The following is a 17,249-nucleotide window of genomic DNA, read 5'->3' as shown; positions in this document are numbered from 1 at the left end:
AATGCTAACGTGCGCGGCGGATACGCCTCAAATGGCGCTTGCTTTTGCCGTCCATTTGTCCAGCGCCGTCTCGTCACTGTCACGCGCATCGACCCAGCGCGCCCCTTCGGGCGTGTCTTCCTTCTTCCAGAACGGCGCTTCCGTCTTCAGGTAATCGATGATGAACTCGCATGCGGCGAAGGCCTCGCCCCGGTGGGCCGAGGAGACGGCCACCAGCACGATCTGTTCCTGCGGCTGCAGGGGCCCTACACGGTGGATCACCAGCGCGCCGGACAGGGGCCAGCGACCCCGCGCCTGCTCGACGATGGCCTCGATCGACTTTTCCGTCATGCCAGGATAGTGCTCGAGCTCCATGGCGGCCACGTCCAGCCCCTCGTTCATGTCGCGCACCGTGCCGACGAAGCCGACGACGGCGCCTACCTTGGGGTTGCCTGCACGCAATTGTGCAATTTCTTGACTGAGGTCAAAATCAGCTTGCTGGACGCGGACGGAAGTGCTCATTTGGCGTGGCCTCCGATGCGGCGCAGCAAGGTTTCGATGCGGCTGGCCGTGCGCGCATCGGTGGCAGCGGCAATCGCGCACAGCTGCATCAGCTGCGATACTTGCGTGAGCGGCTTCTGGCCTGACTTGAGCGACGATTGCAGCACTTCCACCTGCATTTTCAGGCGGTCGCGGGCAAATTCGGCGCCGCTGTCGACGCCGGCGACGATTTCCAGGCGCAGCACTTCATCACGCAGGCGATCCTGGTTAGCCTGCAATTGCTGCACGTAGGCGGCAGCGCCCTCGCCCAGCGCGGCCTGGGCAGCGGCAAAGCGCTGTTGCAGGCTGCGTTCGTACTGGGCGTCGAGTGGCGGCAAGGCGCTCCAGCGCTGAACCCAAGGCGCCGCATCCGCGCCGGCATCGCCTTCGACCAAGGCCGTTTCCAATGCCTGCGTCAGGCGCAGCTTGTCGCGCAAGGCGTTGGCCTGGGCCGCACCGGCGCGCTCGGCGATGGCATCCGCTTGCGCTTGCACGCCGGCAACAGCCGCCTGGTAGCGCTGTTCGATCTTCGCTTCGCTGGCGCGCGGCACGGGGCCGGTGGCGTTCCAGGCGGCACGCGTCTCGCGCAGCAGGTGATGGATGAAGGCGCTGCGGGCCTTGTCGTCACCCTCGGGCACGACGGCCGTCTCCAGGCTGGCGCACAGGGCTACGCGCGCATGCAGGTGTTCGCGGCGTTCATGGTCGGCCGCGTGGGCCGTTTCCTTGCGCTTGGCAAAGATATCATCGCAGGCGGCGCGGAAGCGCTGCCACAGCGCCTGTTCCGCGCGGCGCTCCAGCGGCAGGGCTTTCGCCAGTTCCTGCCATTTATCCTGCAAGGCTTTCAACATGTCGACCGTGTTGCGCTCGGATGGTTTGAGCAAGCCCACTTCGACGATCAATTGTTCGCGGCGCGCCGTCTCGATCTGGCGCTGCGTGTCCAGCGGCTTCGACAAGGCGTCCAGTGCGGCGCCAAATTCCGCATCCAGGCGTTTCTTTTCCTTGCGGTCGATGGTGCCCAGGCGCGTCCACGCCTGGCGCAAGCGCTGCGAGGCGGAGGCGACGTGTTTCCAGTCGGTACTTTCTTCGGCTGCCAGGGCCGCCGTTTCCGCGATCAATTCCTGGGCCTTGGCCGCATTGCCGTGGCGCTCTTCGGCCAGTTGCTTGAAATGCTGGGCCGCCGGCGCGTACGCCAGGCTGCAGGCGGCATCGAAACGCTCCCACAGGGATTTCGGCGCGGGGCCGGACAAGGTGTCGAGGGACTTCCAGCGCTCGCGCAGGCTGCCCACTTTCTTGGCCAGCTCGGCCATCGGCAATTCTTGTGCCGGCAATTCCTCGCCCGCCTTGACCAGTTCCTCGCGCGACACGTTGCCGCCCCAGCGTGCCCAGTCGGCCAGGCGCTTGAACTCCCCGCGCACATGGGCCAGGCGATCCGCTTGCGCAGGCGTCAGGCGCCCGTGCTTGCTATCGCGCAAAGTTTTGTCATGCTCGGAAGCCACGTGCAACAAGCCATCCTGCAGCGCCGCTTCCATGGCGTCGAGCGTCTTGAAGAACTGCTCCGTCGCTTCTTTCGACACGGCAGCGAGCTCCTGGCGCGGCTTGCGCGGCGCCGCTTCGGCATGCACTGGCGTGGCCACGACCGCGGCAGTGACGGCAGGCGCAGGGGCGCTGGCCAGCACGGCTGCAAATTGCTGCTGCAGGCTGTCGGACAGCGGCGACTCAGGCAGGCGCGGCAAGGCTTGCCACGCGCGTTTCAGGGTATCCACGTCGAGAGTGGCGGCGTCCTGCGCCTGCCATTCGGCCAGCGCGGCCTGGCGCGCGTCGAACACGGCCTGGTGCTGCTGCAGGGCTTGTAAAGCGGACTGCGCCTGTTCGCGCGCCTGGATGAAATCGCTTTCCAGGTGTTTCGGCAGCGAACCGCATTCGGGCGATTGCGCATGCTGCGCATGTTCCGCATCCAGGCGGGCCAGCGCCTGCGCCAGTTCGTCGGCGGACTGACCATTGCTGGCCAGCGCGCGCGCGGCGGCGACGGCGTCGATCACGGCGCGTTGCAATACCACTTGCGCTTCCAGGCGGGCGGCCAGCGCGGCACGCGCGGCGGCAAAGGCCGTCGCCAGTTCGGGCGTGGCCTTGATGACTTGCCATTGGCGGTCCAGCTCGGCTACCTGATTGGGACTGAGCTTGTCATCGTTCAACAGGCGCTGGGCCGTAGCTATGCTGGCCTGGGCGCGCTGGGTTTCCGCCGCCTGATGGCGGATCAGGTCGATGCGGCCCTGCATCAGCTTGGCGACGCGGCGGTCCGTGTTACGCATGGCCTGGTGGACTTTTTCCAGCAGTGGCAAGGTATGGACGTGTTCAGCCGCGATCAGGCGGGCATCGGCAAATTCGCTGGAAACAATAAAATCGGCGGCAGCGACTTCGTCGCCCGCCACGGCGTGGGCACGCGCAACCTGTTCGGCGCGGCGCGATGCGCTCTGCGCCGTAGCGGCGGCCTGCTCTGCCACGACAGGGTCTGGTGCGGAAGACTTGCTGGCAGAACGCTTGAAAAGAAATTCGAACATGACGGGTTTCGCGTGAATCAAAACCATCATCATAACAAAGCCCGGGGTATTGCATCGGACAGGTCTGTACAAGTTACCAAATGAGTAACACAACATTTCTCCCCAGCTGGCGCCAGCGCAAAATCAGGGGCGCGGAGCTGGCGCAAACGGGCGGACGGGGTGGGCGCTCGCTACCCATTCAAGCCTGCGCAAGCAGGGACGGTGGCATGCCAGGCAAGGCATCCTCCGCCGAGGTGCGGGCGATACCCGTGGTTGCAATGGCACCGCCGGGCGTCCCCGATGCCGGCACAGGCACGGGCAAAATAAAGGGCAGCACTTGCGCCCTGCCACGACGTGCTTCCCGCACCTGCGCATCGTGGGCAAGGAACTGGTAGGCGATGGCAAACCACGCTTCGCCCACGATGACCTTGCGCGCCAGCGCGAACAGTTCGCGCTCTTCTTTTTCCAGGCGCTGCAACAAGGCCGTGCAAAAGGCATCGATGGCCGCACACAGCTGCTCGGTTTGCTGCTCGGAGCAGTCGAGGGTGGCTCCTGCGCGCTGCTGCACGACGTTGATGCTCTCCAGCGCCGCGTGGTTCAGGCCGTTGAGTTCATCGAGCAGACCATTGAGCAAGCCATCCGCATGCGGTGTGGCCTGGCGCATGGCGGGGATCAGATACATCTCCACCTTGCGCCAGTAGCCGCCCTGATACAGCCGGTTGAGCCAGTCGCCCGTGTACTGCAGTTGCGCCAGACTCAGCCGGCTCTGCTGGCGCAGTTGCACCTGCATGTATTTTTGAAATGCCAGCAAACTCATGCGGATACTGGCCTGTTCCACCGACAGGGAAACCAATATATATGTTGCCGTAAGCATGCACTCACTCCCGAAAATGCGCTGGATGTCTCATCCTGGAAGTGAAAGTGTAAAGACTACCGACAGGGGCGGGTTTGATCCTGCACAAACCCGCACCGGCTTTTTTCAGGGCGCGCGCAAGCCGATATGCAGGTTGACCACGCCCGGCTCTTCCGATGGCGTGACTTCGCCGCCAAAACTTTTCACCAGCCGCTGCATGCCCTTGTTGCGCGCCATCGCCTCGCCCACCAGCGCTTCCGTGCCGCGGCTGCGGAAGTAGTCGACCAGCTTTTCAAACAGGATGTGGCCCAGGCCCTTGGCCTTCAGGGCCGAGCGCACGGCGATGGCGAAATCGGCGTGGATATTGTCCGGGTCGGCCACGGCGCGCACCACGCCCAGGGTTTCCGGCTTGCCGTCCGGGCCCGTGTGCGTGGCGATGAAGGCCATGGCGCGGTCGTAATCGATCTGCGTCAGGCGCGCCAGCTGCGACACGGGCAGCTCGCGCATGGAGGTAAAGAAGCGCAGGCGCACGTCGTCCGGGTCCAGCGCATTGAACAGGTCCAGGTGCTGCGGCGCGTCCTCGGGGCGGATGGGGCGCAGCAAAATGGATTGCCCCATCCACGTCACCTGCTCTTCCAGCTCCTGCGGATACGGGCGGATGGCCAGGCGGTCGCTCTTCTGGCCCGGTTCCAGACGGATGCGCGCGTCGAGGGCGATCACGCCGTCGGCGTCAGCCACCAGCGGGTTGATGTCGAGTTCGGCCAGCTCGCCGATATCGGCCACCAGTTCGGCCACCTGGATCAGGGTGTAGCAGATGGCATCGATGTCGGCCGGCGGCTGGTTGCGGTAGCCAGCCAGCAGTTTCGACACGCGCGTGCGGGCCAGCATGTCGCGCGCCAGCACCATGTTCAGCGGCGGCAGGCCGATGGAATGGTCGGCCGTCACTTCCACGGCGATGCCGCCCTGCCCCACCAGGATGACGGGGCCGAAGGCGGCGTCCGTGGTGACGCCGACGATCAGTTCATGCGATTGCGGCCGGCGCGCCATCTGCTGCACCGTAAAGCCGTCGATCAGCGCATCGGGGCGCATGCGGCGCACGCGCTTGAGCATGGCAGCGGCGGCCGTGCGCAGGATGTCGGGCGTGTCGAGGTCAAGCGCCACGCCGCCCACGTCGGATTTGTGGGCGATGTCGGGCGAATGAATTTTCAGCGCCACCGGGTAGCCGATGTCCGCGGCCACGGCCAGCGCCTCTTCCACGTCGGCCGCCATGCGCGTCATCGCCACCGGAATGCCGTAGGCAGCCAGAATTTCCTTCGAGCGGCATTCGCCCAGCACCGTCTGGCCGGCGGCCAGCGCGGCGGCGACGATTTCGCGCACGCGCGCGCGGCGCGGCGTGGCCGACATGGGCAGCTGCGCCGGCACCTGCATCAGGGTTTCCTGGTTGCGCCGGTACTGCACGATCTGCATGAAACCATGCACGGCCTTTTCCGGCGTGTCGTAGGTGGGAATGCCGGCCCGGTTGAAGACCTGGCGCGCAGGCGCCACCGTGGTGCCGCCCAGCAGGCACGACAGCACCGTGCGCGAGGTGGCCTTGATCAGCGGCGTGACGGCTTCGGCGATGTCGATCGACGAGACCATGGCCGTGGGCGCGTGCAGCAGCAGCAAGGCATCCGCCTGCGGCTCGTCGAGCAGCGGCTTGATGGCATCGACATAGCGCTGCACGGGCGCGTCGCCGGGCAAGCCCACGGGGTTGTCGTGCGACCAGCCACGTGGCAGGGCCTTTTCCAGCGCGATCACGGTATCGGGCGACAAATCGGCCAGCTTGCCGCCGCTGCCCACCAGCGCATCGGTGGCCATCACGCCCAGACCGCCGCCGTTGCATAAAATCGCCAGGCGCTCGCCGCGCTGGGCGCGGATATGCGTAAGCGTTTCCACGGCATCGAACAGTTCCTCGGCCGAGTACACGCGCAGCATGCCGGCGCGGCGGATGGCCGCGTCGTACACGGCGTCGGAACCGGCCAGCGCGCCCGTATGCCAGGCCGCCACGGCGGCGCCTTCCGCCTCGCGTCCCGCTTTCAGGACGATGACGGGTTTGCTGCGCGCGGCCGCCCGCGCCGCCGACATGAATTTGCGCGCCGCCTGGATATCTTCCATGTACAACAGGATGGCAGCCGTGTCGATGTCGCCGGCGAGGTAGTCGAGCAGATCGCCGAAATCGATGTCATAGCTGCCACCGAGCGAAATGAACTTGGAAAAGCCCACGCCGTGCGCGTTGGCCCAATCGAGCACGCCCGACACCAGCGCGCCCGACTGCGACACGAAGGCGATCTTGCCGCTGGTCGCACCCAGGTGGGCGAAGCTGGCATTCAAGCCCAGCTTCGGCACGAGCAGCCCCATGCTGTTGGGGCCGAGGATGCGCAGCAGATGCGGCTTGGCCGCTTTCAGCATGGCCAGGCGCAGGGACTGCTCGCGCACCGGATCGAGGCCGGAAGTCATGACGATGGCCGCGCGCGTACCCAGCGCACCCAAGTCACGGATCAGGCCGGTAATCGTGGCGGGCGGCGTGCAGATGATGGCCAGGTCCGGCGCCTTGGGCAACTGGGACAGCTTGCGGTAGCATTTCAGGCCCATCAACTCGTCATACTTGGGATTGACGGGCCAGATATCACCTCTGTACTGCGCCGCTTTGTCCTGCGCACCCTGCCCCTCCCCGCCCAGCAGGTTGGCCAGGGCGATGGCGCCCAGCTTGTGTTCGCGCGCCGTGGCGCCGATCAGGGCCACTGAGGCCGGCTTGAACAGCTTGTCGAGATTACGGATACTCATGTTCTGGCCTCATGGATTGCCGGAGCGGCTACGCGCCAGTGTATAGGATGCGCTGCCAAAAAAACTTGACCTTGTAGCGCGTTTCGCAAAAAAACCGCGCGTGCCTACCAGCGCGAGCGGTGGCTTTCCGTCACGCCCGCCAGATGCGCCACGATGCGCTTGGGAGATTGCGCGCTGGTGCGTACCCAGCCGCTGAAAGTACCGATGGGCTGGATGTAGCGGCTGGCGGCGATCCACAGGTTCTTGTCCTCGCGCCGCGCGCCTTCAGGCTTGAAGTGCAGGTCCAGTAAATCGTCGTCCGTCCACACGTGCCAGGGCGCCAGCGGGTTGTCGGGATTGAAGTCAAAATGCGCGCGGCCCAGCGCATACAGCTGGCCATCGAGCCACAGCGCATTTTCATGCGCGCCGAAATAGCCGGCCTGCAGATTGAAACCCAGGTCCAGGCTGTGCGCCGAAGCCCAGCGCCATTCCGTCTCGCGCGCCAGCAAGCCGTTCGAATAGTCGAAACTGGCCACGCCGTCATCGAGGCTGTAGCCCATGGCGCCGCAGCGCACCGTGCCCCACAAAGGCAGGCCGCCCGATTTTTGCGTCGCATGCACACTGCCGCCTTCGGCCACCGGCCCGATAGCCAGCAGGGTCGGCGCCACGGGCGGGCCGAATTCCGCATCGATGCCGAAATGGCCGCAATCGAGCTGCAAACGGTAGCGCTGCTGCGGCTGGGACTCGATGACGATGGTGTGCGACAGGAAGCGGAAACGGCTGCTGGCAGCGGCGTGCGGCGCCACGGCAGCGGACAGGCCAGGAATGCCATCCTGCGAAAAGCTGGCCACGATCTTGCCCTTGTGACGGTCGAAGGCATACGCGAACGCCGTGCTGGTCCAGCCGAGGTCGACGATGGCCACGCCGCAAAACAGGGTGGGCGTGGACAGGGCCACGTAATGCCAGCGCTTGTGGTGGAACAAACGCCAGAAGGCGCCGCGCGCATGCGGCGACGACAACGCGGCCCAGTCGAAGGCATTCAACTGCCCCGTGTAGCGGCCGAAACGGGGCTGGCCGTCGGCGTCCAGCAGTTCGGGCGGGGCTGGTGGCAGCATCATGCGGCCCGCCTTGCCGCTTCGCTGCCATTCTGCAGGGCGGCAGCCAGCTGCGCGCCAAAGGCTGCCGGCTGCGCTCGCGCCATATCAATCGCGGGGCACGCATGCCAGAGCGCCAGGCGCTGCACGGCGCCGGCCACGTCCTGCACCAGGCGGGCACTGAGACGCACGCCGTCTTCCAGCGCTAGCGACTTGATCTCGAAGCGCCCCTGCGCGCGGTGCGCCTTGGCGTCCAGGCACCCCACCAGCGCACCGCGGCGCAGGATAGGTAAAGTGAAGTAGCCGTGGCGGCGCTTCTCGGCCGGCGTATAGCATTCAAGCCGGTAGTCAAAACCGAACAATTCCAGCGCGCGGCGCCGGTCCCAGACGACGGGGTCGAACGGCGACAATATCGTCGTCAGGGTGGGCGAGAGCTTGCCGGCGGCCGCCGCGCGCATCCATTCGCCATGCTCGGCATGCACGTAGACGGCATCATCCCAGCCGGCTACTGCGCAGCGCAGCAGCACTCCCTCGTCCACCAGCGCCTGCAAATCCTGCGCCAGACTGGCGCGCGACTGTTTCGTGCGGAAATAGTCGCTGATCCAGCTGGCCCGCGCCAGGCCCAGCGCCTTCACGCTGGCCAGCAGCAGGTGGCGGCGCACCTGCTCTTCAGGCGGCAGCAAGCCATCGTGCCAGCCGGGCAGCACTCTTTCGGCCAGGTCGTAATAGCGCTGGAAATGATGGCGTTTCGCGATCATCAGCACGCCCGACGTAAACAGCACTTCCAGCGAGCGTTTCTCCGGCTTCCAGCTCCACCAGCCGCCCGCCTGGCCATCCGTGCGTTCAAAGTCAGCCGAGCGCGCGGGGCCGTTGGCGCGGATGTGCTCCAGCACGGCGGCCACGGCATCGCCATGCTCGTCCATCCATTTGACCGAGTATTTCCAGCCCATGGCGGCCGGGTCGAGCATGCGGTGGCGGTACAGCCCATAATCCTCGATGGGCACGAAGCAGGCTTCATGCGCCCAGTATTCGAACAGCGCGCCCTCGGCCAGCAGCTGCTCCAGCCACGGCTGCGGATAATCGCCCAGCCGGCTCCACAGCACCAGGTACGGGCTGCGCGCCACCACATGGATGGTGTCGATCTGCAGCACGCCCATCTGGCGGATGGCGGCCAGCACGTCGGCCTTCACGGCCTTCTTGCGGCGCGCTTGCAGCAATCCCTGCGCGGCCAGGTGCAAGGCGCGCGCGGCAGCCAGCGATAAAGGGGGGAGGTCGGGAGAAATGTGCTTGTCTGGGCTGTGCATAGCTGAAAGATACCGCATTCCGCGTGACACTTGCACGTTTTATCGCTATCGGCTTGCCCGGCAACGGCAGGCAGACCAGGCGCACGACGCCGCAGCCGCCGACGAGAACACAGCGCCGTGCATTCCCGGCCAGCTTGTTAAGAATCTCTTAAGAACTTCTGCGCATGATCCGGAGCCAAATATTTTTTGGGAAGCCAGGCCAGTAATTGTGAATGATTCTTATTGCTTTCATGATTCCCATTACCTAGAAAATACACACCAATAACGTATCAACCCTCCAGGAGTTTGCATGTCCAACAGCACCCGCCGCGCGCGCCTGCCGCGTCCCACCACCCTGGCCCTGGCCTTGGCCGCCCTGTCCTGCCTGCCCGCTCACGCCCAGACGGGCACGCCTGCCAGCATGCCCGAAGTGGTGGTTTCCGCCTCAGGTTTTGAGCAGGATATCAAACAGGCGCCCGCCTCGATCACCGTGCTGACGCGCGAGGAGCTGTCGAAAGAGCGCTTCGGCAACCTGACGCAGGCGCTGGAAAGCGTGGAAGGCATCGACGTCGGTGCGGCGGGCGACAAGACGGGTGGCATGAACATCAGCATCCGCGGCATGCCCAGCGACTACACGCTGGTGCTGATCGACGGGCGCCGCCAGAACGCGGCCGGCAGTATCACGCCGAACGGCTTCGGCGGCACGCAAACGAGCTTCATGCCGCCGCTGGCCGCCATCGAGCGCATCGAGATCATCCGCGGCCCCATGTCGACCCTGTACGGCTCGGACGCCATGGGCGGCGTGATCAACATCATCACGCGCAAGGTGGCCAAGCAATGGATGGGTTCTATCTCGGCCGACTACACCTTGCAGCAGGAATCGGACTTTGGCGACGTGAAAAACGGCCGCTACTACCTGAGCGGCCCCATCGCCGCCGACCTGCTGGGCCTATCCCTGCGCGGCAGCAAGCAGCGCCGCGATGCGGCCGATATCCGCTACAACGGCGCGGCCGGTCCGGGAACCGCGCCGAACATGGGCGCCAACCCCGTGCGCGCGGACATTGAAAACGTTGGCGCGCGCCTGGCCTTTACGCCAAACCGCTACCACACCGTCATCCTCGACGCCGACGCGGGCCGCCAGACCTACGACAATTCGAAACAGCAGCTGGGCACCTTGGGCTTGCAGGGCGGCTACGGTCCCGAGCAGAAATACAAGCGCGACCAGTGGACCCTGTCGCACACGGGCCGCTTCGGCTTCGGCACGCTCGACAGTAGCTACATGGTGAACAAGACGGAAACTCTGGGCCGCACGATTCCGCCAGGCACGCCGGGCGCCGTCGCCGGCAGCGCGCGCACGCTGGAAGTGGAAAGCCAGGTGTTTGACACCAAATTGGTCATGCCTTTGGGCAAACACATGGCTACCGTCGGCGCGCAATGGTGGAAAGCGGACATGACGGACGGCGTGGCGCCAAAGAAATTCGAATTCACGCAAAAAGCCCTGTACGTGGAAGACGAATGGCAGGTGCTGGAGCATGTCGCGCTGACCTTCGGCGCCCGCCATGACAATCACAGCATCTTTGGCGGCCAGACCAGCCCGCGTGCCTACGCCGTGTGGAATGCGACGCCGAACTGGACCATCAAGGGCGGCGTCAGCAAGGGTTACAAGACGCCGCGCGTGGAGCAATTGTCGCCTGGCATCAACGGTTTCGGCGGCCAGGGCACGATTCCTCTCGTCGGCAGCCCGAACCTGAAGCCGGAAACGAGCACGACGACGGAAATCGGCGCGTATTTCGACAACCTGGCGGGCTGGACCGCCAGCGGCTCCCTGTTCAACAACGCATTCAAGGACAAGATCACCACGGGCACAGGCCTCGTCAACTGCGATTACCGTCCCGCGCCGAACCGTCCCGGCTGCGTCAGCTTCGGCAACTGGCCCAACGTCGATGCGTTTGGCCAGTCGGTCAACGTGGATGAGGCCGTCACGCGCGGCGTCGAGCTGAACACGCGCTTCCCGCTGGGCAAGACCTTGTCGGCCAGCGCCAACTACACCTACACGGAAAGCGAACAGAAGAGCGGCAGCAACGCCGGCAAGCCCCTGAGCGACACGCCCAAGCACGCCGTCAATGCGCGCCTGTCGTGGGATATCTCGCGCGAGTGGAACGGCTGGCTGCGCGCCGAGTACCGCAGCGAACGCTTCCGCGATCCGGGCACCTCGGCTTCCACGCGCGCCGCCAAGGCCGCGCTGGGCGACTACCAGGGTTACACCATGTTGCACCTGGGCAGCAGCTACCAGCTGAACCAGCGCGTCACCCTCAACGCGGCCGTGTACAACTTGCTCAACAAGGACTTCGTCGACTACCAGCCTTACCGCGCTCCGACGTTGACCTACGCCAACCGCTACGTCAACAGCCTGGACGGACGCCGTCTGTGGCTGTCAGCAACCGTCGATTTCTGATCAAGCGGGCGGCCTGCGGGCCGCCCGTTTTTTCGTCAAGCCGCTTTAAGCTTGTCGATGCAGTAACCGATCGCATGCACGGTGCGTATCAAATCCCGCCCCAGCTTCTTGCGCAGGTGGTGGATATGCACTTGCACGGCATTGCTTTCCACTTCATCGCCCCAGCTGTACAGGTTTTTCTCCAGCTGTTCCCGGCTCAGCACCCGGCCGCCGTGTTCCAGCAGCAGTTGCAGGATGCGAAATTCCTTCACCGTCAACATCACGGGCATTCCCCCTTGCGTCACCTGCCGGTCCGCGATATCGAGCACCAGGTCGCCGTGCACGAGGTTTTCGCGCAGGCGGCCGGCGGCGCGGCGGCAAGCGCTGCGGATGCGCGCGGCCAGCTCATCGAGGTCGAACGGTTTCACGATAAAGTCATCGGCGCCCGCATCGAGTCCGGCTATGCGCTCGCCCACCTGGTCGCGCGCCGTGACGACCAGCACGGCGCCGCTGTAGCCGTTGTCGCGCAGCACGCCCAGCGCCTGCATGCCGTCCTGCCCCGGCAAGCCCAGGTCGAGCAGGATGCAGCCATAGTCGTGCAGGCGCACGGCCGTGTGCGCGTGTTCGGCGCTCGTGACCCAGTCGACGGCATAGCCGCCCTGTTCCAGACCGATCTGCGTGGCGCGGCCCAGCTGCGGGTCGTCTTCGGTCAGCAAGATGCGCATGGGATCAAGGCCTGATGGCCCGCTCAGTCCTTTTTCTTGATCAGGCCAGCGAGCGCGGCGAAGGGATTGTGCGTGGCGGGCGCCACCTCGGCCGATAGCAGGCCGGCGCCACGGTCCGCTTCCAGATAACGCGAGTGCTCATTGTCGTGGCAATACAGGCACAGCAGTTCCCAGTTGCTGCCATCGGGCGGATTGTTGTCGTGGTTATGGTCGCGGTGGTGCACCGTCAGTTGCTGCACGTTGGCGCGCGTAAATTCGCGCATGCAGCGGCCGCATACCCACGGATACATCTTCAGCGAGCGCTCGCGGTAGCCGCTCTCGCGCTGGTCGGCGGCGCGGCGCGCTTCGGCCACGATCTTGTCCAGTCTTGCCGCGTCGGGCTTTTTACTCTGCATGACAACTTTCGATATGGGAGGGAGAAGCACTCATTTTAATGAGGATGGAGGCGCAATTGTACTTTTTCTGCCACGCCGCCAGCCCGTATCGCCGCCGGCGTGCTTTTTTTAGCGTGCGCGGCACCACGAATATTTGATTTAACGCAAAATAAGCCTAGCGACAGACCGCGAACAGACGATGGGAGCGGCGGCAACAGGGTTACGCGCAAGGCAGCCGGATCGGCTATCATGCGCGCCACGCCGCCCCTCCCCTTTTCCATGAATATAGCCTGCAAGCGCCCGTGATAGCGATAACAAGACCCCTGCAACGCCTTGCCCGCCGCCTGTACCGTTTCAGCCTGGTGCCCCTGTTCGCGCTCATCTTGCTGCTGGCGCTGTGGGCGGCCGTCTTTTATCAGGTGGGACAGGAGCGAGCCAGCGCCGTGCGCGACGCCGTGGCCGTCAGCCAGTCACTGGCGCGTACTCTGGCCGACCATACCAGTTTCACTCTGCGTCAGACCGATCACGCCACGCAATTGTTCAAGCTAAAATACGAGGAAACGGACGGCGGCCTGCGCCTGAATGAATTCACGCGCCGCCAGGGCCTGCTCGACAGCGTGCTGCCATCGAAACTGGCACTGCCGATCGCGCTGGTCGACGCGCGGGGCAATGTGCTCGACAGCACTAACGCCTATTTGCCGGAAAACCTGGCCAAGCAGGCATTTTTCAGGGCGCTGGCCGCCAATGCTTCCGACACGGCCCTGGTCGACACGCCGATGCTCGACGCGGGCAGCAAGCACTGGACCATCCGCCTGGCACGCCGCCTGAACGATGGTCAGGGCCGCTTTGCCGGCGCCATCATCATCCACGTCGACCCCACCTATTTTGTCGACGATTACGATCGCCTGAACCTCGATGAACAGGGAGCGCTGATGCTGGTGGCACGCGACAGCGGCCTGACGGTGGGACGCATCGGCGAGCAATTGATTCTCAGCGACCGCATCGACTTCCGCATGCCTGGGCCGCCCCAGCATGCCGCCGAAGAATTGCTGATCGAGCCGCCCGTCGACAAGACGGCGCGCATCTACAGCTACCGCGAACTGCCGCGCTACCCGCTGCTGGCCGTGGTGGGAGTGAGCCGCGCCACCGCCCTGACGCGCTTCGAACACCGCCGCCTGGCGTATGTCGGCGCGCTGCTCGCCGCCAGCGTGCTCATTGCCGGCTTTACGGCCCTGCTGATGCGCCAGAGCGCGCGCCTGCGCCGCAGCATCCGCCAGGCAAAGGAAACGCAAGCGCTGCTGCGCGCGGCGCACCAGGGCAGCCTCGATGCCGTGCTGCTGCTGAAGGCCTGGCGCCCAGCGCCGGGCAAGCCGGTGGAAGACTTCATCTTCGCCGACGTCAACGAGCGGGCCGCCGACATGCTGGGCAAGCCACGCTCCGAACTGCTGGGCCAGCGCGTGCTGCCGCGAGTGCCGCTGCTGCGCGACGAGCGCTTTTTCAAGCGCTTCGTGCTGGTGATGGAAACGGGCCGGCCGCTGGAAGATGAATTCGAGCTGCCGCTGGCCTCGGGCGGCACACGCTGGCTGCGCCACCAGGTGGTGCCGATCACCGACGGCGTGGCCGTCACTTCGCGCGACATCAGCGCGCGCAAGCACGACGAACTGGCGCTGCAGGACAACCGCAGCTTCCTGCAGTCATTGATCGACCATTTGCCGGTGCTGGTCTACGTGAAAAGCGCGCGCCCGGAAAATTTCGGCCAGATGGAAGTGTGGAACAAGGCGGCCGAGGATATCACCGGCCACCTGGCCGCCGACGTCATCGGCAAGACAGATTGCCAGGCATTCCCGCCTGACTTCGGCCTGCACGACGCCGCGGACGACCGCGCCATCCTGGCAGAACGTGGCGTCATCGACCATACGGAAAAACCGCTGCGCCTGCATGATGGCAGCCTGCGCTACCTGCGCGCCGTCTCCGTGCCCGTGTTCGATGAGCGCCAGCAGATCGAACATATCCTGTGCATCGCCGAAGATATCTCACAGCGTCGCCAGCAGGAACTGGAACTGCGCCAGAAACAGGCCGAACTGGCCGCCGTCAACGACGCCTCGCCGCTCGGGCTGGTGCGCCTGGACCGCCAGCGCCGCTGCACTTACGTCAACCGCACCTTCGAATCGATCACGGGCCTGCCGCGCGCCGCCGCCCTGGGCGCCGGCTGGACCAGCGCCCTGCACCCGGACGACTATCCGCTGATGCACGTGGCGCTGGAGCAGCTCACGCGCAGCCATGCGCCGTTCCAGTCCACCCTGCGCTGCCTGCAGCGCGACGGCAGGCTGGTCTGGGTCTCCGTGAAGATCGCCCCCATCCTCATCGACGGCAAGATCGAAGGCTATGTGGGCAGCCTGGACGACATCACCACCCTGCGCGAATCGGAAGTGGCGCTACGGGAAAGCGAAGCGCGCCTGCGCACCATCGCCGACTCCCTGCCGGCCATGATCGCGTATATCGACGCCGACCAGGTCTACCGCTTCCTGAACATCGCCTATGAGCGCGAATTCGGCTTGACGGGCCGGCAGGCGCTGGGCAAGAGCGTGCGCGAGACCGTCGGCGAGGCGCGCTACCGCACGATGGCGCCATATATCGAAAGAGTGCTTGCCGGTGAAACCCTGAGCTTCGAGGAAGAAGACGAAAAAGAAGGCATCGAACGCTGCATGGAAGTGATCTACATCCCGCAGATCGGCGAAGACAGGCTGCAGGTGGCGGGCTTTCACGTGATGCGCCAGGATATCACCGTGCAAAAGCGCGAAAAACAGCGCTTGCTGAAGCTGGCCCAGGTCGATGCCCTGACCGGCTTGTCGAACCGCGCCGGCTTCCAGCAAAAACTCAGCGACGCCATGCACGCCAGCCGCCGGCAGCGGCACCTGATGGCCGTCATGTACATGGATATCGACCGCTTCAAGCCCGTCAACGACACGCACGGCCACGGCACCGGCGACGCCCTGCTGCGCGCCTTTGCACAGCGCCTGACGCAGACCATGCGCGCCACCGACATCATCGCCCGCCTGGGAGGCGACGAATTCACCATCATCATGGAACAGATCACCCGGCCCGACGACGCGGCCGTCCTGGCGGAAAAGATCGTCGCCGCCATGCAGCAGCCGTTCGAACTCGATGGCATCATCGTGCGCATTTCCGCCAGCATCGGCCTGGCCTTCTACCGCGACGAAGACATCCCCCCTGCCGTACTGCTGCAGCGGGCCGACGTGCTGCTGTACCAGGCCAAGCAGGATGGCAGGAACACGTATCGCGCGGGTGCTGCAGTAGTTTGATCCAGCCAATGGCGCCTGGCGCCATTCCTGCTATATTGGCGCCTGTCTTCCCTACCCTTGCCCCACCATGCGCCTGCTGCACACTTCCGACTGGCATCTGGGCCAGACCCTGCACAACTACGAACGGGGCTACGAACATCAGCGCTTCCTCGACTGGCTGCTTGACACAGTCGTGGCCGAACGCGTCGACGTACTGCTGGTGGCCGGCGACGTGTTCGACAACGCCAACCCGTCGGCCGCCTCGCAAAAGCAGCTGTACGTGTTCCTGCAGCAGGCGCGCGCGCGCCTGCCCGCGCTACAGCTGGTGGTCGTCGCCGGCAACCACGATTCGGCCGGACGGCTGGAAGCGCCCGGCCCTCTGCTGGCCGCGCACGGCACCCACGTGATCGGCCATGTGCTGCGCGGCGAAGATGGCGATATCGACCTGGAACGCCTGCTGCTGCCCTTGTCGGGCGCCGATGGGCAGGTGCAGGCATGGTGCCTGGCCGTGCCCTTCTTGCGTCCCGGCGACGTGCCGAAGCTGCCCGCCGGCGACACCCAGGATGCCTACCTGGGCGGCATCGCCCTGCTGTACCGCCAACTGGCGGACCTGGCGCTGGCGCGCCGCCAGCCCGGGCAAGCCATCCTTGCCATGGGCCACTGCCACATGGTGGGCGGCGAAATGTCGAACGATTCCGAACGGCGCATCGTCATCGGCGGCACCGAGATGCTGCCGTCGGGAATCTTCGATGCCGCCATCGCCTACGCGGCGCTGGGCCACCTGCACAAGGCGCAGGCCGTGGGCGGGCAAGAACACATCCGCTATTGCGGCAGCCCGATTCCCCTGTCCTTCGCGGAAGTGAACTACCGCCACCAGGTGCTGTGCCTCGATATCGAAGGCGAGCAATTACGCGAGGTACGCGTCATCGAGGTGCCGCGCGCCGTGCCCCTGCTGCGCGTGCCAAGCACGCCTGCGCCCATAGCCGAAGTGCTGGCGCAGCTGGCAGCCCTCGACGTACCCGCTGCGCCACCGGAAGCGCAGCCCTTCCTGGAAGTGCGCGTGCGACTGGACGCGCCCGAGCCGGGCCTGCGCACGCGCATCGAGACGGCGCTCGACGGCAAGAGCGTGCGCCTGGCAAAGATCGAGACGTCGAGCGCCGCGCGCAGCAGCGCACCCGAGAACATGACGCTCGACCAATTGGGCCAGCTGCAGCCGGACGACATCTTCCGCCGCTTGTACCTGCAAAAATACGCCAAGGAAGCACCACCCGAACTCCTCTCGGCCCTGGCCGAACTGCTGCTGCCCGGCGCCTGAGCGCACCTGAG

At 65.4% G+C, this 17,249-nt stretch carries 11 protein-coding genes; 3 read left to right on the top strand and 8 right to left on the bottom strand.

Annotated features, from left to right (window positions below):
• Nucleotides 1-27 precede the first annotated feature (27 nt).
• The 6 genes from moaE to CLU92_RS02220 all read right to left on the bottom strand — a co-directional run bounded on the left by moaE (nucleotide 28) and on the right by CLU92_RS02220 (nucleotide 9,109).
• Nucleotides 28-501 carry a molybdopterin synthase catalytic subunit MoaE gene (gene moaE, locus CLU92_RS02245; RefSeq protein WP_101480544.1) on the bottom strand — a complete coding sequence of 158 codons (474 nt, stop codon included), beginning with the start codon at nucleotides 499-501 and terminating at the stop codon, nucleotides 28-30.
• The gene (locus CLU92_RS02240) at nucleotides 498-3,077 is read right to left on the bottom strand and encodes a DUF349 domain-containing protein (RefSeq protein WP_101484451.1); all 2,580 of its coding nucleotides are present in this window, start codon (nucleotides 3,075-3,077) and stop codon (nucleotides 498-500) included. The genes moaE and CLU92_RS02240 overlap by 4 nt, the downstream gene beginning before the upstream one ends.
• A 178-nt stretch (nucleotides 3,078-3,255) precedes the next feature.
• A complete protein-coding gene (locus CLU92_RS02235; protein ID WP_143452517.1) occupies nucleotides 3,256-3,930 on the bottom strand; it encodes a hypothetical protein in 675 nt (224 codons plus the stop codon).
• Nucleotides 3,931-4,035: 105 nt separating this feature from the next.
• Nucleotides 4,036-6,732 carry a bifunctional acetate--CoA ligase family protein/GNAT family N-acetyltransferase gene (locus CLU92_RS02230; RefSeq protein WP_180338403.1) on the bottom strand — a complete coding sequence of 899 codons (2,697 nt, stop codon included), beginning with the start codon at nucleotides 6,730-6,732 and terminating at the stop codon, nucleotides 4,036-4,038.
• Nucleotides 6,733-6,836: 104 nt separating this feature from the next.
• Nucleotides 6,837-7,829: a DUF2804 domain-containing protein gene (locus CLU92_RS02225; RefSeq protein ID WP_101480542.1), complete on the bottom strand. Its 993-nt coding sequence runs from the start codon at nucleotides 7,827-7,829 to the stop codon at nucleotides 6,837-6,839.
• Entirely contained in the window at nucleotides 7,826-9,109 is a 1,284-nt protein-coding gene (locus CLU92_RS02220) for a winged helix-turn-helix domain-containing protein (protein ID WP_101480541.1), read from the bottom strand. The genes CLU92_RS02225 and CLU92_RS02220 overlap by 4 nt, the downstream gene beginning before the upstream one ends.
• Before the next feature lie 289 nt (nucleotides 9,110-9,398).
• Between CLU92_RS02220 and CLU92_RS02215 the strand changes: the two genes are divergently transcribed.
• The gene (locus CLU92_RS02215; RefSeq protein WP_101480540.1) at nucleotides 9,399-11,543 is read left to right on the top strand and encodes a TonB-dependent receptor domain-containing protein; all 2,145 of its coding nucleotides are present in this window, start codon (nucleotides 9,399-9,401) and stop codon (nucleotides 11,541-11,543) included.
• Between the two features lie 35 nt (nucleotides 11,544-11,578).
• Here the strand turns inward: CLU92_RS02215 and CLU92_RS02210 are convergent, their stop codons facing one another.
• Together CLU92_RS02210 and CLU92_RS02205 are read right to left on the bottom strand one after the other, a co-directional pair.
• Nucleotides 11,579-12,247, bottom strand: coding sequence for a response regulator (locus tag CLU92_RS02210; RefSeq protein ID WP_101480539.1), 669 nt, complete (start codon nucleotides 12,245-12,247; stop codon nucleotides 11,579-11,581).
• Nucleotides 12,248-12,270: 23 nt separating this feature from the next.
• Nucleotides 12,271-12,642, bottom strand: coding sequence for a YajD family HNH nuclease (locus tag CLU92_RS02205; RefSeq protein WP_034755042.1), 372 nt, complete (start codon nucleotides 12,640-12,642; stop codon nucleotides 12,271-12,273).
• Nucleotides 12,643-12,923: 281 nt separating this feature from the next.
• On the opposite strand from CLU92_RS02205, the gene CLU92_RS02200 reads away from it, so the two are divergent.
• Entirely contained in the window at nucleotides 12,924-15,944 is a 3,021-nt protein-coding gene (locus CLU92_RS02200) for a PAS domain S-box protein (RefSeq protein ID WP_243858174.1), read from the top strand.
• Nucleotides 15,945-16,011: 67 nt separating this feature from the next.
• Complete coding sequence (locus CLU92_RS02195) at nucleotides 16,012-17,238, top strand: exonuclease SbcCD subunit D C-terminal domain-containing protein (protein ID WP_101480537.1); 1,227 nt, start codon at nucleotides 16,012-16,014, stop codon at nucleotides 17,236-17,238.
• The last annotated feature ends 11 nt before the right edge of the window (nucleotides 17,239-17,249 follow it).

This window comes from Janthinobacterium sp. 61 (assembly GCF_002846335.1).
Lineage (GTDB): Bacteria > Pseudomonadota > Gammaproteobacteria > Burkholderiales > Burkholderiaceae_D > Janthinobacterium.
This window is presented reverse-complemented; position numbering and strand designations above follow the sequence as displayed.

Coding starts and splice junctions, on each gene's coding strand:
- moaE (WP_101480544.1), bottom strand. CDS start 501: ATGAGCACTTCCGTCCGCGTCCAGCAAGCTGATTTTGACCTCAGTCAA.
- CLU92_RS02240 (WP_101484451.1), bottom strand. CDS start 3,077: ATGTTCGAATTTCTTTTCAAGCGTTCTGCCAGCAAGTCTTCCGCACCA.
- CLU92_RS02235 (WP_143452517.1), bottom strand. CDS start 3,930: ATGCTTACGGCAACATATATATTGGTTTCCCTGTCGGTGGAACAGGCC.
- CLU92_RS02230 (WP_180338403.1), bottom strand. CDS start 6,732: ATGAGTATCCGTAATCTCGACAAGCTGTTCAAGCCGGCCTCAGTGGCC.
- CLU92_RS02225 (WP_101480542.1), bottom strand. CDS start 7,829: ATGATGCTGCCACCAGCCCCGCCCGAACTGCTGGACGCCGACGGCCAG.
- CLU92_RS02220 (WP_101480541.1), bottom strand. CDS start 9,109: ATGCACAGCCCAGACAAGCACATTTCTCCCGACCTCCCCCCTTTATCG.
- CLU92_RS02215 (WP_101480540.1), top strand. CDS start 9,399: ATGTCCAACAGCACCCGCCGCGCGCGCCTGCCGCGTCCCACCACCCTG.
- CLU92_RS02210 (WP_101480539.1), bottom strand. CDS start 12,247: ATGCGCATCTTGCTGACCGAAGACGACCCGCAGCTGGGCCGCGCCACG.
- CLU92_RS02205 (WP_034755042.1), bottom strand. CDS start 12,642: ATGCAGAGTAAAAAGCCCGACGCGGCAAGACTGGACAAGATCGTGGCC.
- CLU92_RS02195 (WP_101480537.1), top strand. CDS start 16,012: ATGCGCCTGCTGCACACTTCCGACTGGCATCTGGGCCAGACCCTGCAC.